Consider the following 26614-nt stretch of genomic DNA (forward strand, 5'->3'; position numbering starts at 1 on the left):
ATATTTAAAATTGAGTGAGTTAATCATGTTTGAATTCAACATTTGGGGTATCTGATTGACCAGCAATAGCAATTAATCCACCATCACGAAGTTGTTGTAACAATTGCATGACTTCTTTTTCAACTTGTTTTCTTTGTAATCCAGTTTGTTGAGCAAAAACTTCCACAAGTTCTGTTACTTTACGTTGTCCATTACAAGATTTCCAAAAGTCAACAATTGCTTGATTTACCATAAAGCCTTGTTCATGATCGTTTGCCAATACAATTGAACCATCTTCTTGTTGCACTAGTTTTCCAACTCCTTGAGGTAATGCAGTTTCATAGTTTATTGGTGCAGGGGTATTCATAGCAGCACCCATATTTTTGATTTTTAATTTTCCTTCTTCAGTCATTTTATCCATTGACCATGCAGGTTCCCATACAATGTCTATTTTGACATTATTTACTCCAGGTACTTTTTTAGCAAATCTTGTTGCATCTTCAACAAGAGTTTCATGTAAGGGGCAGCCTTGTGTAGTCATTGTCATTTTGATGTTAACATCATTATTTTCTGTAACATCAATTCCATAAATTAATCCCATTTCTACAATGTTTAGTGGAACTTCAGGATCCATACACTGTTTGAGGGATTCTTCAATTGCTTGGGCAGAAACAGTACTCATATTATCAATGGTAGTTTGAAAAACAATAAAAACTTTCTAATTATTAGCTTCAAATAATTTTGGAATTGATTCTTCATATGGAGCCATAGCGATTCCTTTTTCAGTAATAATTCCAGAAATCAATTCAGGTGGAGTCATATCAAATGCGGGATTAATCACACCAATATCATCAGGCGCAGTCTTATTCTCACCAATTCCAGTAACCTCTGAATCTTTTCGCATTTCAATAATTACATCTTGGGCCTTTGTTTCTAAATCTATTGTAGATAATGGGGCTGCAACATAAAATGGAATACCATGTTGTTTTGCCATTGTTGCTACTTGGTATGTTCCAATTTTATTAAAGACATGGCCAGTTTTTACAATTCTATCAGCACCTACTACAACTTTATTCACCAAACCATTTGCCATAGAATATCCGACAGCAGTATCAGGTACTAAACTAACATCAAATCCATCATGTTTTAATTCAAATGCTGTCAATCGTGAACCTTGTTGTATTGGTCTAGTCTCAGTAGCAATAACTTTAACATTTTTTCCACTCTCTCTAGTTGCTCTAATTACACCCAAAGCAGTTCCATATGCTACAGTAGCTAATGCACCTGCATTACAATGAGTCATAATAGTATCATTATTATCAAAAAGAACTGAACCATTCTTTCCCATAGTTTTATTAATTTCAATATCTTCATCTGCCATATTTTTAGCAGTAGAAATCACTAATTCTTTAATTTGTTCAACTGAATTTCCAGTTTTTGCAATCTTCATAATTTTTTCTAATCCCCATCCTAAATTTACTGCAGTAGGTCTTGTTTCAAATAGAATTTGTTTTGCTTTTTCTAAATCTAAGATCAATTCGTTTGTTGAAGTTGCATGACTTTGTAATGCAGCCAATGCTAATCCAAACGCACCTGAAACTCCAATTGCAGGAGCACCTCTAACAATCAGAGTTTTAATTGCGTTTGCTACTTGATTATAATCATCATATTCTACAAAAGTTAATTCATTTGGTAATCTAGTCTGATCAATCATGACGACTTTATTATTTTTCCATTCAACAGTTCTCAATGAAGGGTTTACTTGAATTTCATCCACTAAATATTGAAAATGAAACCATATTAAAAATGAATAGTCGAGTCATCAATTATTATATTTCTATAACATTAGAATAGCAAATTGGAACTAAATGAAATTGAATTGTATGATTCGAAAAGAATGTATCAGATATATGATAAATGGCCACAAATAGCAAAAGAGGTATTTTCTTCTAAATTAGAACCTGTAAACTATTCAAATATCAATAATATTGTTTTTGCAGGAATGGGCGGATCAGGTACTTTGGGAGATATTTTTTCATCAATTCTTTCAAAAACTAACATTCATGTTTCAGTAGTAAAGGGATATCACCTTCCAAAAACGATTGATTCTAATTCTTTAGTTATAGCTACCAGTATTTCAGGAAATACTGTGGAAACACTTAGTGTATTAAAATCTACTTTAGATCTACCTTGTAAAGTAATTGCATTATCTTCTAATGGTAAAATGAAGAACTTTTGTAAAGAAAATGGTATTGATTTTAGAATAATATCAATGGAACATTCTCCACGAGCATCATTTACTAGATTCTTCTACGGAATGCTAAAAATCCTTCAACCAATTTTGCCGATTGATAAAAATGATGTGGAAGAATCATTGGTAGAATTAGAAAAATTAAGTCAAAATATTTCATCTAAAAATTTGCGTGATGGAAATAAAGCATTAGATTTAGCAAAATGGATAGATGGGATCCCATTGATTTATTTTCCTGCAGGATTGAATGCAGCAGCAATTAGATTTAAAAATTCTCTCCAAGAAAATTCTAAAATGCATGCAATTGCAGAAGATGTGATTGAGGCATGTCATAATGGTATTATGTCATGGGAAAAGTCATCAAACGTTCAACCAATTTTATTACAGGGAGAGGATGATTTTTCAAAAACAAAAGAAAGGTGGGAAATTTTTAAAGAATTTTTTGCAAATAAACAAATTGAATTTCAAGAAATACATTCAGTAAAAGGAAGCATTATTTCAAAATTAATTAATTTGATTTATTTATTAGATTATGCATCAATTTATCTAGCAATTATTAACAAAACAGATCCAACATCAATTGATTCAATAAATTTTGTTAAAGAAAGATTAGATTAAGATTTTTGAAGTTTTTCTTCCACAATTTTTCTATATTTGGGGAATTCTGTAGCTTGATATTCATTATCAAATGTTTCAACAAATAAAACATCTTCAATGGCAGTCAACAAATGAGCTACAAATGGAGGGACCTCAATAACAAATGGTGCTTCATAAATATCAGTTCTCTCTTCATTTGTTTTAATGTTAAATTCATGATATTCTACTTTGCCTGAAATTAGATTATGTGTTGAAAAAAATTCATGAAAGTGACCACCTCTAGAAAATCCCTTTTTTATTTCAACAAAATTTAGAAGTTTAGACCAATTTTTCATGAAAATAATTGAACCACGCGCATCCGAGACTGTTTTTAGATATTCTAAATTGTGAATTTCAGACATTTAATAAACTCCTCAAATAATCAACTTATTTGATTCTAAACCATTTATCGTGACAAGTTTATTAAATATAATCAAATGATTTCATGAATAATGGAGATTTTCAAAGGTAAAAAAGTCCTGATTACAGGAGGCACTGGTTCATTAGGTCAAGCATTAACAAAAAGACTTTTGAAAGAACAAGTTGATGTAATTCGAATTTTCAGTAGAAATGAAAACAAGCAAGTTACAATGGAGTCAAAATTTGACGACGACAGATTAAGATATCTATTAGGAGATATAAGAGATCTTCCAAGATTAGAAAGAGCATTAGAGGATATAGATATTGTTTTTCATGCTGCAGCTTTGAAGCACGTGCCAATAATTGAGTATAATCCTTTTGAAGCAATTAAAACAAATGTTATTGGGTCGAGTAATGTTATAGAAGCTTGTTTACACGAGAATGTCGAGATTGCAGTAGGAGTTGGTACAGATAAAGCAGTTTCACCTTTGAATACATATGGTGCTACAAAACTATTAATGGAAAAATTATTTGTTACTGCAGGGAATTATTTAGATAAAAATAGACATAAAACAAAATTTTTGGCATTAAGATATGGGAATGTATTAGGAAGTAGTGGTTCAGTTATTCCAAAATTTATTGAACAAATTAAGGCAGGTAAAAAAATTAGCATAACAGATCCAAGGATGACAAGATTTAGTATTACAATGGATCAAGCTCTAGAATTTATTTTGTCATCAGTTAACATTAGTAAAGGTTCAGAAGTTTTTGTTCCTAAAATTAAAGCTTACAATATTGAAACTCTCAAAGAAACAATGAAAGAATTATTTGCTAATGTTGAAATAGATAGAATTCCTGTAAGACAAGGAGAAAAATATCATGAAACCATGATTAATGGTGATGAGTTAAAATATACATTAGAGACCGATTCTCGATACATAATTTCTAGATCGTTTGCAGATGAAATTGAGAATGGGACTTATGAAGGAATGAGAAAAACTACTCTTGAGAAACAATACTCTTCAGACGTAGTAGAACAAATGACTTCAGCAGAACTTGCCACTTTGATCAAAAATAGCGGCCTTCTAGATTAAATCAATATTTGTAAGAAAAGCTATTCAGATATAATAAGAACAGAAACTAAATTTCAATAATGATAGGTTGTATCATACAAGCAAGACTAGGTTCAACTAGACTTCCTCAAAAAGTTCTGATGAACATTGATGAAGAAAATCCCACATTATTTTATGTGATAAATCAATTGAATTATTGTAAAAGAATTGATAAGATTGTAGTAGCAACTACGGATTTAAAAGAAGATGTTTTAATTGAAGAATTTGTAAAAAAACTCGGGATTGTTTGTTTTAGGGGAAATGAAAGAGATGTTTTAGATCGGTATTATAATTGTGCCAAAAAATTTGGATTTGATGTTATTGTAAGAGTTACAGCAGATTGTCCACTAATTGATCCTGAAATAGTAGATAAAATTATAGAAAGTTTTGAACCTAATACGGAAGACTATATTTCAAATACTCTAAAAAATACATTCCCTAAAGGATTGGATATAGAAGTATTCACAATTGAAGCATTAGAAAGGGCATGGAAAGAAGCTAAATTACCTTCAGATAGAGAGCATGTAACAAAATTTATTAGAAATAATTCTACATTTAAAATCAAAAATTATGAAAACAAAGAAAATTTTTCAAAATATAGATGGACTTTAGATAGAAAAGAGGATTTAGAGTTCATACGTGAAATAATAAAAAGAATTCAAAAGAGGCCTATTTTGATGAAAGATATTATGTCCATTTTGAAGCAACAGCCAAATCTATTAAAAATTAATTCTAATATTGATCCAAATGAGGGAATAAATAAATCAAAACTAGAAGATAAAATGTTTGGAGATAGTTAGATGAAAACAATAAAACTTTTTGATCCATTCATTACAAAAGAAGAGGAAAAAACTGTATTACGAGTATTAAAAAGTCATTTTTGGGCATCTGGTGCGGGAATTGAAAATGTGAAAAAATTTGAAGATTCTTTTAAAAAATACATTAATTGTGACCAATGCATAGCAGTAAATTCTGGTACTGCAGCATTACATTTGGCATTATCTTTGTTTGATTTAAAAGGAAAAGAAGTAATTTTGCCATCTATGACATTTGTTTCAACGGCTCATGCAGTAATTATGAATGGAGGAAAGCCTATCTTTACAGAAATTGATGATGAAACATTATGTCTTGATTCACAAAAAATTGAAGAGGGTATTAACAAAAAAACTCAAGTTGTACTTCCTGTTCACTTTGGAGGAATGCCATGTGATCTTAAATCTATTCAAAAAATTTGTAAGAAAAATAATTTAGAATTAGTTGAAGATGCAGCACATGCAGCAGGTTCAGAATTTAATAAAGAAAAAATTGGTAAACATGGAAAAGCAGTATGTTTTAGTTTCCATCCAGTAAAGAATTTAGCAATGCCTACGGGAGGACTAATAGCTATTAACTCAAATAAATCAAATTCGATTTTAGAAGACTTAAAATCTAAAAGATGGTGTGGGATCAAAAATAGAAAAAAAATGGAATATGATGTAAGTGAAATTGGATGGAATTATTATATGAACGAGTTTTCAGCTGCAATAGGATTAACTCAATTAAAAAGATTAGATAAAATGAATTCCATAAGGAAAAAAATAGCTAAAAGATATTCTGAAGAAATCAAGCTTGAAAGAAAAATGCCATATGATAAAAATTGTTCATATCATCTTTATTGGATCAGGATAAAAAATAGAGAAAAATTTGTAAAAAAAATGGAGGTGGAGAAAATTGAAGTCGGGATACATTACAAACCAATTCATAAAATGACATATTATAAAAATAAAATAAAATTACCTATTACAGAAAAAATAGGAAATGAAGTGATTTCTATCCCTATTCATCAAAACCTTAAAGATGATGAAATAGAAAAAATAATTAAAACAGTTAACAAATTTTCTTAAAAACTATAGTTTAATTTTTTCGATTTCTCTAAGACTGTGATTCATTATAGATAATTCATGTGTATCAATAGAGGTAGAAGCATCAAGGCTCTTTGAGTTTGAAAGTTTTACATGTTTTTCTATGAAAATTGATTTTGCTTTTTTCTGGTTCATTAATGAAGAATATACAATGGGTGCAGTAATTCCCAAAGTGTGATCTGAAAAACCAGTAAATTTAGTAGAATTTTTCCAATTCACTTTTTTAATATCTAATGGATATTCCGAAATACAGTAACAAAAGTCAAGTTTATTCTTAGAGAGAGATTTTTCTATGGATTTTCTATTCCCTCCCATCCCCATGCTTACAAAAGTAGGTTTTTTGGTTTGATTGACTGCATTGAGGGTTTCTATGGATAGTGGATCTTTAAGAATACACGTTCTAGATGCAATCTTGTATTGTTTAATTCCGATTTTTTCAAGGAAATCTACAGCCTCAGGATAAAAAACCGAACAAAAGAATTCAATTCCAATAGAATCAGAGTAATTTTTGATGATTTTTGCTTGTTTAAATGATAATTCAGATTTTTTTATTATTTTAAAAAGAGGATGACCAGGGTACAAATCTTCAGCTCTCCACATTTGAAATTTTACAGCATTAGCACCAGATTTTTTACATTCGGAGATGATTTTTTTTGCTTTAATTATACTTCCTTCCCAATTAGAACCAATTTCAGCGGCTAAAAATACTTTCATAGCAAATCAATATTTTCTTTTATTATTAATATTTCTAGAATTAGAAGATTTTTTTGATTTTTTAAGTTTTTGATACCAAGGTTTCAATATTTTTTGAGTGGGATTTATTTTTGATTTAACTCCTAATTCATGCTGAATTTTTGAAACATCATAGAGAAAGTGATTTGTATCTTGTTTTTTATGTATGATAGAAATTTTACAACCAGTAGATAATTTTGAAATGGTTTTTCCTAATTCAAAGGGAGTAATTCCAACTCCGGAGGATAGATTATAAATTCCAGTTTTGTTAGATCTGCATGCTCCTAGAATTGCTTTTGATACATCATCAACATGAACAAGATCCATTAATTGGAATCCATTAGAAAATTTATGTAAAATAATATTTTTTACGAAAGCATTATTAAGCATTCTAGGAATTACATAATTTTCATTCTGGCCATTACCAAATACAGATGAAATTCTAAGAATTGAAACTTCTATATCATTATCGTTGGAGAATTTTCTACAAAAATTTTCTGCCATAAGTTTAGATTTTCCATAATTTGTTTTCGGTTTAGTAGGGTGATTTTCATCAATAGGCAGATATTCTGTTTTTCCATATACTAAATGTGATGAAGCAAAAATGAAACGATTTATTTGATTTTTTAGGCACATTTTTAGAAGTCTTTTAGTCAAATTGACATTTACTGAAATCAATTTTTTAGATGAATCATCAAGTTCAGCAGCTAAATGAACTAAAGCATCATAATTTTGCTTCATTTTCGATTGTTTAGATTTAATGTATTCGTTTAGTTGTTTGTCACTTTTTAAAAACTCACGATCAATATTATCTACAGAAATTTTTTTAGATTTCAGGTAGGAGACTAAATTTCTTCCAATAAATCCTGTCCCACCGGTTAAAAGAACTTTCAAATTATTTTCCTCCTTAATAATGAAAAAAGTTGTTTCATTTCAGTGAATTTTATCAAATTTTTTATCTTAGGATTTGGTAGATATGAATTAAGAAAATAAAAAAAGATAATTTTAGATTTTTTTGCAGCAAAATAATCTTCTAGCGAATTTCCAATAAAAAATATATTTTTTGAAGAATTAGTTTTTTTAATTATTAAGTGAAGAAGGCTTCTTTTAAGAAGAATTCTATTTGAGGGTGAGTTATTTTCTAATGTAATTCCAAGTGTTTTATATGTGAAAATTCTTTGAAAATAATGATCTATTTTATTTGCTTTCAAAAATGCTTTAATCATTTTGGGATTGGAGTTCACAGTACATATAACTAATTCACAATCTAATTCAACTAATTTTTTGAAAATATATCTACAATTTGATTTTAATGTTAGATAGGTTAAAGATTCTTTTTGAAGGAAAGATTTTCTTTGTTTTAAAAATTCAGATATTTTATCATCATCCTTAGAAAAAAAAGAGATAATTTTTTTTGCAGTATATCCATTTTTTCTAAATTTTTTTAATTCTAATTTACTAGGAAAAAATACATCAAGTTTTTTGCATGGTATTTTGAATCCCATGTAATCTAATTTACTATTATCAGTAATTGTATCATCAAAATCAAATATTATGAGATTTTTCATTTTTATTCATCACTGAAACTGTAAGGAATGTGTTTTTCCAAAAAATCTTTCATAACATATCCATGCTTATATGATATTTTTTCTGGAATTTCTCCCAATAATCTAAATTTTGTTAGAATATCAGGCTCATTGCAGCCTACTAATGCTCTAGCAGATGTAGTTCCAGAAAACCTAGGATTTATCTCAAAAACATAAAGTTCATCATCTTTCATTCTACATTGAATATTGATTGGACCGTCAGAGTTTAATTTTGCTGCTATTACTTCAGCTTTTTTCCTAATCTCTGAAAAGTCATCAAAAAATCCTTGAGAAATTCCTGACGAAACAATAAGTGATTCATTTTTTTCAGTTTTTGTTACACTTCTAGCAGATAATCCATTATGGAGATTTCTACGCATTGCAATTGATGTCTTTAATTTTCCATTTTCACAATAAAGAACTCCAATTGAAAATTCATCATCATTTCCTGAAATATATTCCTGAATAATTGGGATGATTTTTTGTTTAGTCAAATACTTTGTAAAAAATGTTAATTCTTCCAAGTTCTCTACTACAAACACATTTCTTGAACCTGACCCTATTGTGGGTTTTATCAGTAAGGGGTAATCAGATGCATTAATCTCAGATATATTTTCAATATCATAGGTTTGAGGAGATTTTATTCCATTTGAAGAAAGAAATTCGGATAATGAAGACTTATCATTACATAATTTTACTAGTTCATGTTTGTTTGTTAAAGTGATAACATTCTTTTCAGAAAAAAGATTAGAATTTTTTGAAATTATGTCTGTTTCAGGCTCTGATCCGGGTGCAATGGCTTGAATATTTTCTTTTTTACAAATTTCTAATAGTTTTTCAATATAATCTGGAGATGATGAATTAGGAATAATGATATTATTTACTTCATTGTTTATACCAAGATCTATGGAATTAGAATTTGTAGCGATGATTTCATATGATTCGGGAATCATCAAAAATGATTTAACAATTTCTCGTCCTAAGGTTCCAGCTCCTCCCGAACCTGTCACTAACACTCGTATTTTATTCAATTTTTGAACCTCCTACAAATAAACAAAATATCATAAATTATCATAATTATTACAAATATAAGAATGAAATAAAATATCAACTCTTTTTCCATCAATTATTTTTCCATTCTTTTCTATGTTGTTAATGGAAAAGCCATTTTTTTCAAGAATTTTGATATGCTCAGGTCTAATATCATATGTCTCAGTAAATAATTTGGTAAATTTCAAATCATTACAAGCAATTTTTTTTAAAAAATCTAAAAATACAGAAAAATCATCCTCATATAATGAATGATTTTTTGTCCTATCTGTTTCTTCAAGGAATGAAATTTCACTAATTTTTGAATTCCAGTCAATATTTACAAATCCACCATATCCAATAATTTTTGAGTTATTTAGAAAACTAAATAGAATTTGTGTTGGATTGGATTTTTGGAATGTCGGAACAATAACTTGTTCAAAATATTTAATTTGTTCAGAACTTGACAGGGGTTTTTCTTGCCTAAGAAAATTTATTTGTTCATTTCTCCATCTACGAATTTCTTCTGCATCTTGTAGTCTAATCGGTATTAACTGATAATTTTTAAATAGATAATCATTTTTTTTCAAACAAGCATAATTTTGAGAATTCATATTTATTCAATTAATTTCTTGGCAATACTTGGTATATTGTATTATCAGAAATAGATACCAAATACAAATATCCATTTGGTCCAAATTCTACATCAGTCAGACATCCAAATCCCTCACCAAATAAGATTTCATCAATAGATTCTATATCAGTTTGTTCATCAATTTCAATATTATTTGCTACTAAATCTTGCAAATGTTCAGAATCAAATTTTAAACCAGTTCTGTATTCATTTAGAGAAAATTTGAACAACTGACCATAATTACAACTTGCCACAATCAGATCTCCCTTATATTTAGAGAATTTATCAGAATTAATGAATTCAAGACCAGTTGGAGTTACTGTGCGTTCCCAGCTAAATTCAGGATTGCTATATTGAAAATTACCTAATGGGGGAATTTGGGAAATTTGCTCATTGGTTGCAGGTCCCATCACTACAGACCATCCACTGTTAAAATTTTCTGGAACAAAATTAATTTCATCAGAATGATCAGGGCCATTCTCAGAATCCCAGATATTTCCTGTCAGAGGATCAATCGCTATTCCAAAGCTATTCCTTATTCCAATTGCAAAATAATGATCTAAAGGATTTCCCGAAGTCTTGGGTTGAATAACTCCTTCTTCGAATCCAACTTTTACAATTACACCTGTATCATCTATTTCTCCATTATTGACATTTTGTAGAACTCTAAAATCATTTTTTAGGTCTGGACGACCTCCACCCATTTGATCTCCTATCACTGCAAATACTTGACCATCGGAATTAATTGTCATAGTTCCCCCATTATGCCATGATGATTCACTGGAAAGTGTGTTAATTAGTTGTTGATCAACTAGAGAATTTCCATTCCAAGTAAATTTGTAAATATTATTGCCAATAATTTCTCCACCATCAGATTTTGCTTCTGTAACAAAAATATATACATCACTGTTATGAGAAACGATTCCTAAAAGACCAGATTCATTTGTTGAACTAACTTCAAAGTCAAAAATTGGTTCAGATATCAGTTTTCCATCTCGAATTAATTGTACATGACCAGAATTTTTTTCTAAGACCAAAATATCATCCCCTACAAAAGTCATGGTTGTAGGTTGACTTAATCCAGTGACATATTCCTTAACTATGAATTCATCATCAAAAATTTTGGCTTTTAGTGGAACTCCTGCACTACGTTCAGCAGATTTGGTAATTTCCTGACCTGAATCACGTAGCGTTCTGAGTAAATTTAGTAATTCAGGGGGTAAAATAGAGACATTTGAATATGCCACATATCCAATAATTAAAATCGAAATTATAACAACTATTGGTATAATAATTTTTTTCATATAAACAAATTTACAGCATTAATTTAAAAATGTACTATACATTTGCAGGTATATTTAATATTAATCTTGTAAAAATTCAAGTATTTTTTTTGAAGAGTTTTCCTGATTTGAGAGATATGTGTTAAGAAATTCATTACCTCTTTCAATAAGATGATTTTTTATGTTTGGTTCATTATAAAATGACTTTATCCATGAATCTAAAGAATCCAAAGAGATTTGATCACAATAATCGAAGACTTTAGGTTTTCCATAATGATCTTTTATTCGGATTGAAATTACAGGTTTTTGCATCATCATTGCCTCAATAATAACAGTTGTTACATCAGTTACAATTACTAAATCAGAGGATTCAATTAATGGTAAAATATCCCCTGAATGAAGAACGGAAATTTTTTCATCAATTTTTTTAGCAATGTTTTCTTCTGATTGATGTTTTTGAGGATGAGTTTTAATGATCAATTTTTTATTATTTTGATATATTGTTTTGCAGATATTTTCTATTGTTTTATTGTAAAGCTCTTTTTGATTAATTGAAAGATCGATTGGGCGATTAAATGCCAATGGATCAGATGCTAAAAGTACATTTCCAGTTACTTTACTTGATTCTTTCTTAATTTTGAAAAGTCTATCATGAAAAATTGATCCAATGTTTTTAATTTGATTAGAACTTACATTATTATTTTCTAAGAAATTTTTAAAAATATCACCCCATCCTAAAAAATAATCAGATTTTTTGGGAATTACTCGTTGAAACTGATTTTCATCAATCATTTCTTTGGAATCAAAATATAAGCCATGTTGTAAAACACACACTGGTATTTTTTGTTTTTTTCCTAACGATAGGACAATTTGTTCAACGATTCCGGATTCATGAAAAAGTAAGATTTTAGAAAATGAGTATTTTTTAAGAAGGTTTTTTGCTAATTGAATTTCTTTTGATGCCTGAAGAAATCTTTTTCTACATAATCTTGTTATCAAAGGCTTTATTTCATTCCAAAAGCTCTCTCCATTAAGAGCGAAGAACGTCTCAAAGTCTTTAGATGATAGAATTGAATCAATTTTAGTCATCATTGATTTTTCAATTAATTTTATTTTCTCCGAAGATGATTTATCTAATAATGTAGATTCATTTTCTATAACACATTTTGAATTTTTAATAATATTTAGAGTATTAGTGTTCCATATTGCAGGGGTTGTTCTATCATATTTTACAACATTCAAATCAAATTTTGGAATTTCTAAAAGAAAAGATTCAGTTTTCAAAGTAGAAAAATTTACTATTAGTACGGTGGGGAATTTTTTGTTAATTGTTTTGTTTAAAAAAAGACTCTGACTTGCCTTATTTAAAAAATTTTGAATTCGAGATGCATTTTTTGTAGAAAGTTTCATTGTCAATTGTTTTGATCCTAGTTTTAATGGAACGTCAATGGAATTATACATCGAAATGTCTCGAGTTTTAATATTTATTTTAGTAACATTTTTTGTCAAACGTGAAATTAATTCCCAAATTGTTTCAGAAACAAAATAATTTGAATCAGGATGTAATTTAACCAATTTAGAAAGTTCACTGAATTTTTTCAAGAATGAAACTAATTCTGCACGAAATTCTAGAAAAAATAGCTCACCTAAGTTGATTCCATCTTCAACTATCAAATTTTGAACAGATGGAATTTCATACCAATTTACTAAAGAATATACTTGTTTTTCAATTGAATGTAATTCTTCAGGCGAGCTAAATTCATCTGAAATAGTATGTGGAATTTTTTGCTCGTTCAATAAAATATGTGATTCATAGTCAAAGGAGATAATTGTTTTAGATGAATGATCGCCAATTTCATCAATATCTTGAATTTTATCTACTAACAAGTAATCATTTGATGTCAATTGAGAACTTGATGGATATGAATTAATAAAACCTTTTTTAAACTAATTCTTATTTGAAGATATGTTGAATTTGGAGAATAAATTTTTTGAACATAAAACTATGAGGTGTTTTCATTGAAAGCAGTAATTCTTGCAGGTGGATTCGGTACCAGAATTAGCGAAGAAACACAAGTTAAACCCAAACCACTAATCGAAATTGGAGGTATGCCTCTACTATGGCATATTATGAAGATATTTTCTCAGCATGGAATTAACGATTTTGTAATTTGTTGTGGATACAAGGGATACATGATTAAAGAATACTTTGCAAACTACTCTCTTCATAAATCCAACATCACATTGGATCTTAAAGCAAATTCTACTTATGTGCATTCTAGTGATGTAGAGCCATGGAAAATAACGCTTGTAGACACAGGATTAAACACAATGACTGGAGGGAGACTAAAAAGAGTCAAGGAATTTCTAGATGACGAGCCATTCTGCTTTACTTATGGTGATGGTCTAAGTGATATTAATTTAAAAGAATTAATTGAATTTCATGAAAATCAAAAAACATTAGCTACAGTAACAGCAGTAAGACCTCCAGGAAGATTTGGAGCAATGGTAATTTCAGATAATAGAGTAACAAAGTTTCAAGAAAAGCCTGAAGGTGACGGGGATTGGATTAATGGAGGTTTTTTCATTTTAGAACCAAAAATTTTTGATTATTTGACAGATGACAAAACTATTTGGGAGCGCGAACCATTAGAAAAACTGTCAGAAGATAATCAACTTTCAGCATACAAACATTCTGGATTCTGGCAACCAATAGATACTATTAGAGATAAAAATCACTTAGAAGAATTATGGAAATTAAATAAGGCTCCTTGGAAGAAATGGGAATGAACCCAAGTTTTTGGAAACAAAAAAAAATTTTTCTCACAGGACATACGGGATTTAAAGGGAGTTGGATGTCATTATGGCTCCAAGAATTAGAAGCAGAAGTTGTTGGATTTTCTAATAACATTCCCACTGAACCAAGTTTGTTCAATATTGCAAATGTTGAAGAAGGAATGAAATCAATTATTGCAGATGTAAGAGATCTGGAAAAGTTAACAACAGAAATTTCAGATTTTCAACCTGAAATTATTATTCATATGGCAGCACAGTCTTTAGTACAGGATTCATACAATGAACCTTTAGAAACTTTTTCTACAAATGTAATGGGCACAGTAAATTTGTTTGAAGCAGTAAAAATATGTAAATCTGCTAAAGTAATGATAAATGTTACAAGCGATAAATGCTATGAAGAGAAAGATCTTCAAAGAGGGTTTACAGAATCTGATCCTTTAGGAGGTCATGATCCATATAGCAGTAGTAAAGGATGTGCTGAATTAATTACCTCTGCTTATAGAAAATCATTTTTTAATAAAAGCAAAAATAGTGACATTTCGTTAGCATCAGTTAGAGCAGGAAATGTAATAGGAGGAGGGGATTGGGCAAAAGATAGACTGATTCCCGACATAATGAAGGGAATTTTGAAAAATGAGTCGATTAGAATTCGTAATCCAAATTATGTTAGACATTGGCAACATGTGTTAGATCCTCTAAATGGATATCTGATGTTAGCAGAAAAAATGTGGAATGAAAAGGAAAAATTTGCTGAAAGTTGGAATTTTGGACCAATAGAAAATAATGCAAAGCCTGTATCATGGATTTTAGAAAAATTTAATGAATTATGGGGAAATGGGATAAAATGGGAATTGGATGATAATGAATATCATCATGAAAACAAATTCTTAAAGCTAGATAGTTCAAAATCGAATTCAAGATTAGGGTGGATTTCCAAGATTGAATTAGAAGAAGCCATAAGATTGATTGTTGAATGGTACTCAATGTTCAAGAAGGGTGAAGACATGAAGAAAGTTACAAAAGAGCAAATAAGATATTTTTCAAAAATAAAATGACAGAAAGTAAATGTAGATTTTGCAATGAATCATTAGAAACAAGTTTTGTGGATCTTGGTTTCACTCCATTATCTAATTCATTTTTAAAAAAACAAGATTTAGAAAACAAAGAGAAAATTTATCCCTTACATGCATTCATTTGTAAAAATTGTCTTTTAGTTCAATTGGAAGAATTTGAAAAACCTGAAAATATTTTTTCTGATTATGCATATTTTTCATCGTATTCAAAAACATGGTTAGAACATGCTAGAAAGTATTCTGAATTAATGATTTCAAATTTAAAATTAAACGAATCAAGTAAAGTCATAGAAGTAGCAAGTAATGACGGATATTTACTTCAATTTTTTAAAGACAAAAAAATTTCTGTTTTAGGCATTGAGCCCGCTCAAAATGTAGCTAAAGTTGCACAAGAAAAAGGCATTCCTACAATATCTAGGTTTTTTGGCATAAAATTTGCTAAAGAATTGGCAGAAAAAGGAATTTTTGCAGATTTGTTATTAGGAAACAATGTTTTAGCACATGTTCCTGACATTAATGATTTTGTAGAAGGAATGAAAATTATTCTTAAAAAAAGAGGAGTAATCACTTTGGAGTTTCCTCATATTTTACAATTGATTAAAAACAATCAATTTGACACTGTTTACCACGAACATTTTTCGTATTTTTCATTTTATACTGTTCAAAAGATTTTTTCACATCATAAACTAAGAATCTTTGATGTAGAAGAATTGCCAACTCACGGGGGTTCATTAAGGATCTATGTAAAACATGAAGATGATGAATTAAAACAAATCAGTGAAAATGTTGAAAAATTAAATCTAAAAGAAAAAGACTTTGGATGTACTGATTTTGAGAAATATATAAAATTCCAAAAAAATATTGATAAAATTAAAGAAGATGTTAATAATTTTTTTATCATGGCAATGAATCAAAAGAAGAAAGTTGTTGGATATGGTGCACCTGCCAAAGGAAATACATTGTTAAATTACTGTGAAATTAATAACGAAATGATGGAATATACAGTTGATATAAGTGAATACAAACAAGGATTATTTTTGCCTGGAACCCATATTCCCATATACAATCCATCTAAAATAAAAGATTCAAAACCGGATTATATTTTCATTTTACCTTGGAATTTAAAAAAAGAAATTATGAAGCAATTAGAATTCATTAGAGAATGGGGAGGAAAATTTATAATTCCTATACCTGAGGTGAAAATTCTTTAATGTTATTTACAGAAACTAAACTTAAAGGATCATTTGTAATTGAATTAGAAAAGTTAGAAGATGAAAGAGGATTTTTTGCTCGTTCATGGGATAAAAAAGAATTTGACAAAAAAGGATTAAATCTAAATTTAATTCAGTGCAACATTTCATTTAATTCAAAGAAGGGAATTTTGAGAGGAATGCATTTTCAAAAAGAGCCATTTGAAGAGGCAAAACTTGTTCGTTGCACTAAAGGGAAGATATTTGATGTAATTGTAGATTTACGAGAAGATTCTGCTACAAAAAACAAATGGTTCGGGATTGAATTGAGTGAAACAAATCATAAAATGGTGTATGTGCCAGAGGGATTTGCTCATGGTTTCCAAACTCTAGAAGAAAATTCAGAAGTTTTTTATCAAATGTCTCAAGAATTCAATGAAAAATATGCAACTGGAAGAAGATGGGATTCCAAAGATTTTGAAATATTATGGCCAATTGTTCCTCCAATTCTTTCAGAAAAAGATGCTAGTTGGGAGAATTAAGATGAAATTTTCTGTTTTTGGATCTACAGGATATTTGGGTTCATCATTGATTAAAAAATTTAAAGATGGTGGCATAGAATATGATGCTCCAGATTTAAGAAATGAAAAGAATCTTGGAGAAAACTTGGGTCATGTAATTTATGCAATAGGAGTACCCAACTTCAAACGATATCCTTCAAAAGCAATTGATGCACATGTTATTTTATTAAATAAATTATTGAATGAAACAAATTTTGAATCGTTTCTTTATCTTTCATCTACAAGAATTTATCAAAATGCATCATCAACTGATGAAAGATCAGACCTATTGGTAAATCCACTAGGTGAAAATAATTTGTATAATATTTCAAAAATTATGGGAGAAGCAATTTGTAATTCATCAAAAAAAGCTAATGTCAGAATTGTAAGATTATCAAATGTTACAGGAAAAAATTTTAATTCAAATCTCTTTCTTCCATCAATAATTCAAGAGTCATTAAAATCTAAAAAAGTTACATTACAAACTGATTTGGAAAGTGAAAAAGACTACGTATACATTGACGACGTTTTGGATATCTTACCAAAGATTTCTCTCAAAGGAAAAGATTCAATATATAATATTGCAAGCGGAAAAAACATCACTAATGAACAAATTGTAAAAGAATTACAAAGAATCACTGGATGTAAAGTAGAAGTTGCAAAAAATGCTACAAAATATTCATTTCCAACAATATCCATAGAAAAAATTCGAAATGAATTTAGTTTTAAGCCAATTTCAATTTTGGATAAATTTGATGAAATTGTTAACGAATACAAAAAATAATTTAGTCATTTTTATTCAGCAACATAGGGTTTCTCCAGAACATTCTTTCTGGAACCATTTTTAGTGCCTTAGTATATCCTACTGTAGAATCACCAAACAGTTCAAGGTTGTCTTTTATGATATTGAATTGTTCATCAGTTAGATTAAAAATGAGTTTGAAGGGCTCATCAACTCTAAATTCATCTAATGATAAAATTTCTAATTTATCATCAAGCCATTTTTCGATATCATAATTGAAAACATATTCAGGGTTAGTTGTCATTCTATCTTTCCCTAATGGATTATGGCTTTTTCCTAGACAATAATTCGAGACGTCATGAAATTGTTTTTCGATTTCATTGTTGAGTTTATTTTTTTCTTCCAATAAATCATGAGCAATTTTCAAAACATACTTGGTCCATTCATCCATGTATTCAGAAAGTATCATGGTGTGATGGAATCTGATTACGTTAATTGCTGCTTTTTCATCTACTAATTTTTGAAATTCATCATCATCTTGGATTTTTGTAAGAATTTCTTCAGGGGAATCATGCAATTCATCTATTGTTGCTTGTTTGAATTTTGCATATACTTTTTGAATTGCTTCAGGTGCCGTTTTTTGTCTTTCAACCATTTGGAAAAATAAATCTGCAACATCAATATTTTGTTGTCTCAAAAATTTTATGATTGAAGTATATAGAATGCCTTTATTTGTCATCCATAAAGTAAATCCTATCATTCTAAGTTGAACATAATCATCAAAGCTTAGATCTTTAGACCCCACAATAACTTCTTCAATTTCACAGATTTTTTTCCCTGAACTCAGTTTTGCAAAATCCATTGGGAGCATTCTAAATTTTGTTTTAAATTTCCATTTCATTTGTTGTTCAGGAGTTGCCATTTCAGAACCAGGAAGTAAAAAGCAAGTATAAGTAATGACATCATCTAATTTTGCAGAAATTAGTTTACGAATTGTTTCTAGATGTGATTTGTAGGTTTCACCAGGTAATCCTAAAATCACCTCAGCAGTAGTATTCATATTATTTTCTTTTATAACTGGAGCCAGGTCCAACATTACCTCTTTGCTAATATTGTCTCTTTTGATATTTTTTAGAACTTGATCATCCATTGATTGAACAGACATTGAAAGTGAAAGCGAACCACTGAGTGATTTTATGGATTCAATTATTTTCTTTTTGTTATTTTTTCCTGTAGTTGTTAGAAGTTTATGTGGATAGTTGTATTTTTCTTGCACATTTTTGATTGCCTCACATGTTTCTATATCACCAGGAATCATTCCAAAATTCAAATCACTGATAAACATACTATGAACATTTTTTTTGACATGTGTTGCAATGTAGTTTATTTCATCAGATGTCCTTTGTTTACTAAATCTATTAACCATGTTTACGGCCTCACGTCCATCAGTACAAAATGTACAACTAAATGGGCAACCACGATTTGTTTGTAGCATAGGAATCAAATTATCATCAAAAAATTTATCAACTAAACCTGTTAGATACGGTGATGGGATTTCATCAAGATTTTTCAGTCTTGTGTCAGCTAAAGAGTAAAGTAATTTCCCTTCAGAATTTTTAATTATACACCCATCTAATGGTGATCCCAAAACATTTTCTCTAATATTTTCTGAGTTTCTTTCTAATACTCTTTCAACAACATTTGAGAATCCTACTTCACCATCTATTGGGACATAAATATCGAAATTTTCAAATCTTTTGAAAAACTTTTTTTGAGAAGGAGCATCAATTGGGAAATTCGGTCCTCCCCATATCCTTAATCCATTTGGGTTTTTTTCTGTAAAGAGCTTAAACATTTCTTGGCTAACATTTTGACACCAACAATAATTACTCAAACCCAAAATAGCGGGAGGGGATTCTGAAAGTGCCTTTTCTAAATCATCAATGTATTTGAATAATGTGATATCAACTTTATCTCCAAATTGCTTTAAACAATAACTGGCAATAAATCCAATATTGATAGGTAAAGATTCTGTTGAAACGGCTATTGTGTTATAGGTAAGATCACCCAGGTAAATCTTAAGGGGCTCCAATTCAACATAATACTTTGGTTACCATATTAAAGACTTGGTGAAAAGATAGTAAACTAGATTAGATAACGATGTTATCTTTAGTAAGATAAGATTTAACATATTACCTTTATTTGGTATCAAACATGACAGAACAAAATTCACAAGAAATTACAATTACGATAGGCATTCCGGTATATAACGGAACAAAATTTCTATCTGAAAAAATTTCATCTATTATTAATCAGGATTTTAGTGATTTTGAATTAGTTATTTCAGATAATGGTTCGACCGATTCAACTAGAGAAATATGTGAAAAATTTGCATCAAAGGATGAAAGAATAAGATTTTTTTCCCATGAGAAAAACATGGGTCCAAATTGGAATTTTAATTTTATTTTAGAAAAAGCTAGAGGCAGATATTTTATGTGGACTTCAGTAGATGATAAAATTTTACCAGGATTTATTGAAAAGAATATTTCTGTTTTAGAAAAAAGAGAAAATGTTGTATGTAGTATTTCTCAAGTAAAACCATATGGAGAAAAAACAAAATATCTTAATGATGAAAAAAGAGATAAATCATTAGGGAAGATCAAGAAAAAATTAATTAGAAAATTTACACCTATGAAAAATTACTCAACATCTGGAACACTTGACAAAAAAATTAGATTATATTTAAAATTACGAGGACACCAACAAGTATTTTATGGAATCTTCCGTACTAGACAATTACGTGAATTTTTTGTCTCAAATTTTGTAACTGGATTTGATTTAGCAACAATGCTAAATGCTTTGAAATACGGAGATTTTTTTGTTTTAGATGAAGTCCTAAATTACAGATATGATGGAGGAACGTCCAGTAGTGGATTATTCAATTATAGTAAATCGTTTAAGTTAAGTTTCTTTGATTCAATTTTTTTGTATTATCCATTAATCAAATGGTGTTGGAAAAGTTTAGGAGTCAAAATTTTTTTCAAAAATTTTGATTGCATGATGAAGTTTAATTTTGAAGTAATTTTTTACTTAATTGTAGACATAATAAGAAAAATAGGATTAGGCAATCTAGTAAATCCTAAGAAAATTGAATAAAAATGACATACTTAGAAAAAATAAAACAACTTTACCAGAGTTTTAGAGGTCTTACTACTATTAGTGCTGCAACTGCTGCAAGCAACGCAATTGGTGCAATATTCTGGTTTAGTATAGCATCAATTTTAGGCACTGAACAATATGGTCAAGTAAGTTATTTGTTGGCGATTGCAATAATTGCTTCAAAATTATCATTGCTTGGATCACCTAATACATTAATGGTTTATGTAGCAAAAGGAGTAAAAATTCAACCGGCAATTTTTGTAAGCTCAATAAGCTCATCAATAATTGCTTCATTAGTTGTATACTTTTTATTTTTAAATAATGTTGGTGTTAGTGTTTACATTTTAGGATTTGTATTTTTTACATTGATTACGTATGATGTTCTCGGGAAAAAAGACTACAAACAATATGCAAAGTTCATCATCTCACAAAAAATTTTATTAATAATTTTTTCAATATCACTTTATTACATAATAGGATTAGAAGGAGTGATCTTAGGAATAGGTTTTTCTTTTATTCCTTATGTAATTGTAGCTATAAAAGAAATAAAAAACTCAAAAATTAATTTCCAACTTTTGAAAGAAAGAAAGGGATTTATTTTTAACAATTATCTTCTTGATGTAATAGGAGCATTTAATGGAACATTAGACAAATTAATTATTTTACCATTATTTGGATATGTATTATTAGGAAATTATCAGTTAGCCCAACAATTTTTTCTAGTATTAATAATCATCCCATCAATGATCTTTCAATATATTTTACCTCATGATTCTAGTGGAAATGCAAATAAAAAATTAAAGAAGGTCGTAATAGTATTTTCTGTAATTTCAGCAGGATTAGGGATAGTTTTAGCACCAATTCTAATCCCAATATTTTTTGAAGAATTTAACGAATCCATAAATCTGATTCAGATTATTAGTGTAGCAATTATTCCATCTACAATAATTATGACATATACATCCAAGTTTCTCGGAATGGCAAAGAGTAAGATTGTGCTTTCTGGATCTGTAATATTTTTGTCAGTTCAAATTCCATTAATTTTCATTCTTGGAGATATTTTAGGTATAAATGGTGTAGCTTTCTCTTTAATAATTGCAAGTTCAGTTCAAGCTATTTTTCTAATAAGCATGGACAAATTTTTGCCAAAAAATGAGAATATTTGATTTTTTGATGAAATTTGAAGTGTTTATTTTAATCAAATTACAAAGTAGATTACTCATGCATAACATTATTTTTAAACAAGACTGAACAAAATTTGAAATGGAAGTTGCAATAATTGCACCAGGATTACCTACTAAAGGAGGGGCAGCAAGATTTACTTGGGAATTTTCAGAATTTTTGGCATCACAAAATGATAATGTAACTATAATTTCATTATATTCCAATAGAGAACTGTTTAAAGAAAAAGATAATTTGAAACTGATTGATGTAGCTGATGAAAAATCAATGACTCAATCAATAAAATTTTGGACAGACTTGTCAAAAACTAGGAGAAAAATAAAACAACTTGTAGAAAATTTAAATCCTGATATTGTATTATTCATGAATTTTCCTGCAACATTATGGGCTGAGAAATTCGGTAAAATACCAGTTTTATGTTATCCTCAAGATATTAACTTACTTTACACAAATACATACATTAAAAATTTATCTCCATTGAAATATTATTTCTGGTATTTTTTTAGAATTTTTATTAGAACTGTAGATAAGAAAAAATGGGAAAATTTTGATGAAGTCATATGTAACAGTGAATATTCTAGAAAATCAATAATATCAAAGTATAATGTTCCTACAAAAGTAATTCATTTAGGAACAAGATCAAATGTTTTCAAACCGGTTGGAAAGAAAAAAAATGCAGTATTATGTATTGCAGCACAAAAAGCCCAAAGAAGTGATTTTTTAATAAAATCAATTTCTGATTTGCTTAAAAAAAGGAAGGATTTTGAAATATGGATTGTGGGAAGTCGTGGAATTCATGAGAATGAACTAAAAAAATTGGTAAAATCTGAAAATATTTCAAAATGGGTAAAATTTTTTGGTATTGTTTCTGATGAGAAATTGATTGAGTTGTATTCAGAAGCACTTGTTACGGTTCATTTAGTTCGTCAACCACCATTTGGAATGATAGTCACAGAATCTATGGCTTGTGGAACTCCAGTTATTGGATGTATTCCAGGAGGTACAGAAGAGACAATAAAACATGATGAGACAGGATTTTGGATTAAGGAAGATGATTCAATGCAACTTGAAAAATATGTTTCAAAAATTCTTGATAATCCTGAATTAAGTGTTTCAATGGGAGAAAATGGGAGAAAATGGGTTGAGGAAAGATTTGAGATGAATAAAAAAAATCAGGAATTTAGAGATTTGATATTAAACTGGATAGATAAAAAGGGAAACGCTTAATTCAAATTTTTCTTCAAGTTTAAATTGTCTTAAAAAATTTTCATATTATGAATGTCTGCATAATTGGATTGGGTTATGTGGGATTAACATTAGCGTTATCAATGGCAGATAGTGGAATAAGAGTCTTAGGAGTAGATTCGAAAAAAGAAACAGTCAATTCATTGAAAAGTGGTATTTCAACAATCTCAGAAAAAAATAGTGAAATAATTTTAAAAAAAACATTAGATAAAACATTTTTTATTTTTGAAAAAATTCCTGATAAGAAAATTGATGCATTTATCATTAGTGTTGGAACCCCTTTAAATGAAAATAAAATGCCCATCATGGAATATGTGATAAATGCCAGTACAGAAGTTGGAAAGAATTTAAAAAAAGAACAAATGGTCATTCTTAGATCTACCATACCTGTCGGAACCACTAGAGAAGTTGTACTACCAATTTTAGAAAAAGAGTCTAATTTACAAAGTGGGGAAGAGTTTGATGTAATATTTGCTCCTGAAAGAACAGCAGAAGGAGTTGCATTATCAGAATTAAAAACAAATCCTCAGATAATAGGAAGTTTGAATGAAAACGGAATCAACAGTGCGGGGGAGTTATTCAAAAAAATGACACCAACGATTGTTCCTGTTTCTAGTTTAGAAGCTGCCGAAATGATGAAATTGATTGACAATACCTATAGAGATGTGCATTTTGCTTATGCAAATGAAATAGCTATAATTTGTGAAATGTTAAATATCAATGCTAGAGAATGCATAGAAAAAGCAAATTACAATTATCCCAGAAATAAAATTCCCAATCCAAGTCCAGGGGTTGGAGGACCATGTCTTTCAAAAGATCCTTACATTCTTACTCATGTTGCATCTAAATTCAATTATAAACCAAATTTGATAATACATAGTAGATGGGTGAATGAATTTATTCCATCATTTATTGCAAAAAAGATTTTAAAAAAATTAGAAAAATTTGAGAAAAACCAAGATCAAATTAAAATTTTCATTTTAGGATTTGCATTTAAAGGAGAGCCAGAGACAGGAGACATAAGAAACTCATCTACATTATTGTTAGTAGATGGATTAAAAAAGAAATATCAAAATTTGTATGGATTTGATCCTGTTGTCAAAAAGGAAGAGATTGAACAATTGAATGTAAAAAATGTAAACGTTGAAGAAGGAATTAGAAATGCAGATTGTGTCATTCTAATGAATAATCATAAATCGTATCAAAATTTGGACATGAAAAAATTGTTATCCAAAGCCTCTAAACCTTGCTTATTTGTTGATTGCTGGTCAATGTTTCCAGAAATATCATCTGAACAAAATATCATCTATACTGGTGTAGGAATTGATTAAATGAAGAAACAGACATTTCTAGTAACTGGAGGTGCTGGTTTCATTGGTTCTCATTTAGTTGAGAGATTAGCAAATGAAGGACACAAAGTAATTTGTATGGATAATTATTTTCGAGGTTCAAAAAAAAATTTGTCAGAATCTAAAAACATCATTCTTAAAAAAGGAGATGTAAGAAAACTTTCAGAGTGGCCAAAATATAATGATAAAATTAACGGAATATTTCATTTAGCAGCTATTAATGGAACACCAAATTTTTACGAGATTCCAGAAGTAGTTCTAGATGTTAATGTTAAAGGAACCATTAACGCTCTAGAATATTCTATTAAAAATAAAATCAAATATTTTGCATTTGCATCATCATCAGAAACATACGGAATTCCAAAAAAATTTCCTACTCCTGAAAATATTCCATTGGTTATTCAGGATGTAAGTAATCCTAGATGGTCTTATGGCGGTAGTAAAATAATCGGAGAGATTTATTGTGCTAATTTTGCTAGGAAATATGGATTTAGATGCTCGATTCTAAGATATAACAACATTTATGGTCCTAGAGATGAAAAAGGTCACGTTATTCCAGATTTAATTAAAAAAATGAAATCTAAGAAAAAATTTTCTGTTGAAGGAAATGGAAAAGAAACAAGAAGTTTTTGCTATATTGATGATGCAATTGATGCAACTATTATGATTAAAAATAAACAAAAAGAAGAATTTAACACATTTAATATTGGAACAAATATTGAAACAAAAATTTCAGATTTAGTGAAATTATTAATTCAAATTTCAGGAAAAAAAAGAGAACCATTTTTCAAAGAAAAAGCAAATGCAGGGACATCTAGAAGATTACCTGACATTTCAAAAATAAGAAAGATGGGATTTGATCCAAAAACTAGTTTAGAAGAAGGATTGAAAATAGTTCATTCATGGTATTCTAAAAGTTAATTTTTTTCTGCTTTAATGCAAAATAAGTTAGTGTATAGTTTGTCATATTTTTTTAGCAAATCATGTTTTTGGGTTTTTGTTAAAGTCCTTGTTCTTTCATCAACGTCATAAAGTAAAAAGTTATTTTTAATTAAAAGATCCAAATAACTTTCTGGCATTAGTCCTAATTGTTTAATTGCAAATGGATTGTATTCAACCATCATCTTTAAATTTTTAGAAGTTTTTAAGGTATTTGACATCCCCTTAATTACATTTGATTCGGCGCCTTCAACATCCATTTTTATAAAATTTATTTCAATATTTTTATCTGAAAAATAGTCATCCAAACTTAACACATCTACTTCTATCGAATTAATAGAATTTTCATTTTTAAAATCAAGATGATGGCCTGCAGTGTTTTCATTGTTTAGACTTAACATCATCTTTTCTGGATTATCTGATAATGCTTTTTGTTCAAGAATCACATTTGTGAATCCATTAATTTCAATATTTTTTTTCAGCAATTCATAATTTGTTGGATCTGGTTCAAATGCAAAAACTTTTCCAGAATTACCCACTAATTTTGCAAACATTATTGTGTAATATCCAATATTTGCTCCGATATCAACAACTACATCTCCTTTATGAACTTCCTTTTTTACTAAATCAGTTTCAAATTCTTCATAGATTTCGTTTATTGAGAGATTCAGAGAATCATTTTTGTCTAAAAATAATTTATTTCCATCAATTTCAACAAAATCATTTTTTAGATTTGATTTCAAATAATTGAAAACATATGATACTGCTTTATTATTACCAATTCCATAACCTGTAAATTTAGTTACACTTTTTTTAAAAATTTTGCCCGATATTTTTTTCAAATTCATATACATTCTTCATTGGATAATTAACTTA

Annotated in this window: 26 protein-coding genes; 14 read left to right on the top strand and 12 right to left on the bottom strand. The window is 28.8% G+C overall.

What is annotated here, in order from left to right; genetic code table 11:
* Positions 1–19: 19 nt before the first annotated feature.
* Entirely contained in the window at positions 20–661 is a 642-nt protein-coding gene (locus ACW9XA_RS04275) for a PqqD family peptide modification chaperone (RefSeq protein ID WP_457763150.1), read from the bottom strand.
* Positions 662–697: 36 nt separating this feature from the next.
* Positions 698–1756, bottom strand: coding sequence for an S-methyl-5-thioribose-1-phosphate isomerase (mtnA, locus tag ACW9XA_RS04280; RefSeq protein WP_457763151.1), 1059 nt, complete (start codon positions 1754–1756; stop codon positions 698–700).
* A gap of 81 nt (positions 1757–1837) precedes the next feature.
* Here mtnA and ACW9XA_RS04285 point away from each other — a divergent pair, with 81 nt between their 5' ends.
* Entirely contained in the window at positions 1838–2848 is a 1011-nt protein-coding gene (locus ACW9XA_RS04285; protein ID WP_457763152.1) for an SIS domain-containing protein, read from the top strand.
* Here the strand turns inward: ACW9XA_RS04285 and ACW9XA_RS04290 are convergent.
* Positions 2845–3228: a hypothetical protein gene (locus tag ACW9XA_RS04290; RefSeq protein WP_457763153.1), complete on the bottom strand. Its 384-nt coding sequence runs from the start codon at positions 3226–3228 to the stop codon at positions 2845–2847. The two genes, ACW9XA_RS04285 and ACW9XA_RS04290, sit on opposite strands and share 4 nt — an antisense overlap.
* A 90-nt stretch (positions 3229–3318) precedes the next feature.
* Here ACW9XA_RS04290 and ACW9XA_RS04295 point away from each other — a divergent pair, with 90 nt between their 5' ends.
* The 3 genes from ACW9XA_RS04295 to ACW9XA_RS04305 are packed head-to-tail and all read left to right on the top strand — an operon-like array spanning position 3319 to position 6221.
* Positions 3319–4320: an SDR family NAD(P)-dependent oxidoreductase gene (locus ACW9XA_RS04295; RefSeq protein WP_457763154.1), complete on the top strand. Its 1002-nt coding sequence runs from the start codon at positions 3319–3321 to the stop codon at positions 4318–4320.
* Positions 4321–4379: 59 nt separating this feature from the next.
* Positions 4380–5138, top strand: a complete 759-nt coding sequence (locus ACW9XA_RS04300) for a cytidylyltransferase domain-containing protein (RefSeq protein ID WP_457763155.1) — start codon at positions 4380–4382, stop codon at positions 5136–5138.
* Positions 5139–6221, top strand: a complete 1083-nt coding sequence (locus ACW9XA_RS04305; protein WP_457763156.1) for a DegT/DnrJ/EryC1/StrS family aminotransferase — start codon at positions 5139–5141, stop codon at positions 6219–6221.
* Between the two features lie 3 nt (positions 6222–6224).
* On the opposite strand, the gene ACW9XA_RS04310 is transcribed toward ACW9XA_RS04305, so the two are convergent.
* The 7 genes from ACW9XA_RS04310 to ACW9XA_RS04340 are packed head-to-tail and all read right to left on the bottom strand — an operon-like array spanning position 6225 to position 13408.
* Complete coding sequence (locus ACW9XA_RS04310; RefSeq protein ID WP_457763157.1) at positions 6225–6953, bottom strand: N-acetylneuraminate synthase family protein; 729 nt, start codon at positions 6951–6953, stop codon at positions 6225–6227.
* Positions 6954–6959: 6 nt separating this feature from the next.
* A complete protein-coding gene (locus tag ACW9XA_RS04315; RefSeq protein WP_457763158.1) occupies positions 6960–7865 on the bottom strand; it encodes an NAD-dependent epimerase/dehydratase family protein in 906 nt (301 codons plus the stop codon).
* A complete protein-coding gene (locus ACW9XA_RS04320) occupies positions 7862–8539 on the bottom strand; it encodes an HAD family hydrolase (RefSeq protein WP_457763159.1) in 678 nt (225 codons plus the stop codon). Before ACW9XA_RS04320 ends, ACW9XA_RS04315 begins: the two co-directional genes overlap by 4 nt.
* A 2-nt stretch (positions 8540–8541) precedes the next feature.
* On the bottom strand, positions 8542–9588 hold the full coding sequence (locus ACW9XA_RS04325; protein WP_457763160.1) for an ATP-grasp domain-containing protein: 1047 nt from the start codon (positions 9586–9588) through the stop codon (positions 8542–8544).
* A gap of 30 nt (positions 9589–9618) precedes the next feature.
* Positions 9619–10176 (bottom strand): GNAT family N-acetyltransferase, encoded by a 558-nt coding sequence (locus ACW9XA_RS04330; protein WP_457763161.1) that lies wholly within the window; start codon positions 10174–10176, stop codon positions 9619–9621.
* A 34-nt stretch (positions 10177–10210) separates the two neighbouring features.
* Positions 10211–11524, bottom strand: a complete 1314-nt coding sequence (locus ACW9XA_RS04335; protein WP_457763162.1) for a PQQ-dependent sugar dehydrogenase — start codon at positions 11522–11524, stop codon at positions 10211–10213.
* Positions 11525–11584: 60 nt separating this feature from the next.
* Positions 11585–13408, bottom strand: a complete 1824-nt coding sequence (locus ACW9XA_RS04340) for a UDP-N-acetylglucosamine 2-epimerase (protein WP_457763163.1) — start codon at positions 13406–13408, stop codon at positions 11585–11587.
* 105 nt (positions 13409–13513) lie between these two features.
* Here ACW9XA_RS04340 and rfbF point away from each other — a divergent pair, with 105 nt between their 5' ends.
* The 5 genes from rfbF to ACW9XA_RS04365 are packed head-to-tail and all read left to right on the top strand — an operon-like array spanning position 13514 to position 17906.
* Positions 13514–14293 (top strand): glucose-1-phosphate cytidylyltransferase, encoded by a 780-nt coding sequence (gene rfbF, locus ACW9XA_RS04345; protein WP_457763164.1) that lies wholly within the window; start codon positions 13514–13516, stop codon positions 14291–14293.
* Complete coding sequence (gene rfbG, locus ACW9XA_RS04350) at positions 14290–15354, top strand: CDP-glucose 4,6-dehydratase (protein WP_457763165.1); 1065 nt, start codon at positions 14290–14292, stop codon at positions 15352–15354. The genes rfbF and rfbG overlap by 4 nt, the downstream gene beginning before the upstream one ends.
* Positions 15351–16583, top strand: a complete 1233-nt coding sequence (locus ACW9XA_RS04355; protein ID WP_457763166.1) for a methyltransferase domain-containing protein — start codon at positions 15351–15353, stop codon at positions 16581–16583. Before rfbG ends, ACW9XA_RS04355 begins: the two co-directional genes overlap by 4 nt.
* Positions 16583–17104 (top strand): dTDP-4-dehydrorhamnose 3,5-epimerase, encoded by a 522-nt coding sequence (gene rfbC / locus ACW9XA_RS04360; protein WP_457763167.1) that lies wholly within the window; start codon positions 16583–16585, stop codon positions 17102–17104. Before ACW9XA_RS04355 ends, rfbC begins: the two co-directional genes overlap by 1 nt.
* A 1-nt stretch (position 17105) precedes the next feature.
* Positions 17106–17906, top strand: coding sequence for an NAD-dependent epimerase/dehydratase family protein (locus ACW9XA_RS04365; protein ID WP_457763168.1), 801 nt, complete (start codon positions 17106–17108; stop codon positions 17904–17906).
* A 1-nt stretch (position 17907) separates the two neighbouring features.
* On the opposite strand, the gene ACW9XA_RS04370 is transcribed toward ACW9XA_RS04365, so the two are convergent.
* On the bottom strand, positions 17908–19956 hold the full coding sequence (locus ACW9XA_RS04370) for a radical SAM protein (protein WP_457763169.1): 2049 nt from the start codon (positions 19954–19956) through the stop codon (positions 17908–17910).
* 122 nt (positions 19957–20078) lie between these two features.
* On the opposite strand from ACW9XA_RS04370, the gene ACW9XA_RS04375 reads away from it, so the two are divergent.
* The 5 genes from ACW9XA_RS04375 (at position 20079) to ACW9XA_RS04395 (ending at position 25720) form a co-directional block, all read left to right on the top strand.
* Complete coding sequence (locus ACW9XA_RS04375) at positions 20079–21020, top strand: glycosyltransferase family 2 protein (RefSeq protein WP_457763170.1); 942 nt, start codon at positions 20079–20081, stop codon at positions 21018–21020.
* Positions 21021–21022: 2 nt separating this feature from the next.
* A complete protein-coding gene (locus tag ACW9XA_RS04380) occupies positions 21023–22189 on the top strand; it encodes a lipopolysaccharide biosynthesis protein (protein WP_457763171.1) in 1167 nt (388 codons plus the stop codon).
* A gap of 97 nt (positions 22190–22286) precedes the next feature.
* Positions 22287–23432, top strand: a complete 1146-nt coding sequence (locus ACW9XA_RS04385) for a glycosyltransferase family 4 protein (RefSeq protein ID WP_457763172.1) — start codon at positions 22287–22289, stop codon at positions 23430–23432.
* Positions 23433–23479: 47 nt separating this feature from the next.
* Positions 23480–24781, top strand: a complete 1302-nt coding sequence (locus ACW9XA_RS04390) for a nucleotide sugar dehydrogenase (protein ID WP_457763173.1) — start codon at positions 23480–23482, stop codon at positions 24779–24781.
* Positions 24782–25720, top strand: coding sequence for an NAD-dependent epimerase/dehydratase family protein (locus ACW9XA_RS04395; protein ID WP_457763174.1), 939 nt, complete (start codon positions 24782–24784; stop codon positions 25718–25720).
* Here ACW9XA_RS04395 and ACW9XA_RS04400 read toward each other — a convergent pair.
* Positions 25717–26586 (bottom strand): FkbM family methyltransferase, encoded by an 870-nt coding sequence (locus ACW9XA_RS04400; RefSeq protein WP_457763175.1) that lies wholly within the window; start codon positions 26584–26586, stop codon positions 25717–25719. The genes ACW9XA_RS04395 and ACW9XA_RS04400 overlap by 4 nt on opposite strands.
* Positions 26587–26614 lie beyond the last annotated feature (28 nt).

The organism is Candidatus Nitrosopumilus sp. bin_6a, assembly GCF_054095695.1.

Bases quoted from the DNA above. Each gene is read 5' to 3' on its own strand.
- ACW9XA_RS04275 (WP_457763150.1), bottom strand. From the start codon at position 661: ATGAGTACTGTTTCTGCCCAAGCAATTGAAGAATCCCTCAAACAGTGT.
- ACW9XA_RS04295 (WP_457763154.1), top strand. From the start codon at position 3,319: ATGGAGATTTTCAAAGGTAAAAAAGTCCTGATTACAGGAGGCACTGGT.
- ACW9XA_RS04290 (WP_457763153.1), bottom strand. From the start codon at position 3,228: ATGTCTGAAATTCACAATTTAGAATATCTAAAAACAGTCTCGGATGCG.
- ACW9XA_RS04335 (WP_457763162.1), bottom strand. From the start codon at position 11,524: ATGAAAAAAATTATTATACCAATAGTTGTTATAATTTCGATTTTAATT.
- ACW9XA_RS04365 (WP_457763168.1), top strand. From the start codon at position 17,106: ATGAAATTTTCTGTTTTTGGATCTACAGGATATTTGGGTTCATCATTG.
- ACW9XA_RS04305 (WP_457763156.1), top strand. From the start codon at position 5,139: ATGAAAACAATAAAACTTTTTGATCCATTCATTACAAAAGAAGAGGAA.
- ACW9XA_RS04400 (WP_457763175.1), bottom strand. From the start codon at position 26,586: ATGAATTTGAAAAAAATATCGGGCAAAATTTTTAAAAAAAGTGTAACT.
- ACW9XA_RS04355 (WP_457763166.1), top strand. From the start codon at position 15,351: ATGACAGAAAGTAAATGTAGATTTTGCAATGAATCATTAGAAACAAGT.
- ACW9XA_RS04385 (WP_457763172.1), top strand. From the start codon at position 22,287: ATGGAAGTTGCAATAATTGCACCAGGATTACCTACTAAAGGAGGGGCA.
- ACW9XA_RS04310 (WP_457763157.1), bottom strand. From the start codon at position 6,953: ATGAAAGTATTTTTAGCCGCTGAAATTGGTTCTAATTGGGAAGGAAGT.
- ACW9XA_RS04300 (WP_457763155.1), top strand. From the start codon at position 4,380: ATGATAGGTTGTATCATACAAGCAAGACTAGGTTCAACTAGACTTCCT.
- ACW9XA_RS04375 (WP_457763170.1), top strand. From the start codon at position 20,079: ATGACAGAACAAAATTCACAAGAAATTACAATTACGATAGGCATTCCG.
- ACW9XA_RS04380 (WP_457763171.1), top strand. From the start codon at position 21,023: ATGACATACTTAGAAAAAATAAAACAACTTTACCAGAGTTTTAGAGGT.
- ACW9XA_RS04320 (WP_457763159.1), bottom strand. From the start codon at position 8,539: ATGAAAAATCTCATAATATTTGATTTTGATGATACAATTACTGATAAT.
- rfbC (WP_457763167.1), top strand. From the start codon at position 16,583: ATGTTATTTACAGAAACTAAACTTAAAGGATCATTTGTAATTGAATTA.
- ACW9XA_RS04390 (WP_457763173.1), top strand. From the start codon at position 23,480: ATGAATGTCTGCATAATTGGATTGGGTTATGTGGGATTAACATTAGCG.
- rfbG (WP_457763165.1), top strand. From the start codon at position 14,290: ATGAACCCAAGTTTTTGGAAACAAAAAAAAATTTTTCTCACAGGACAT.
- ACW9XA_RS04395 (WP_457763174.1), top strand. From the start codon at position 24,782: ATGAAGAAACAGACATTTCTAGTAACTGGAGGTGCTGGTTTCATTGGT.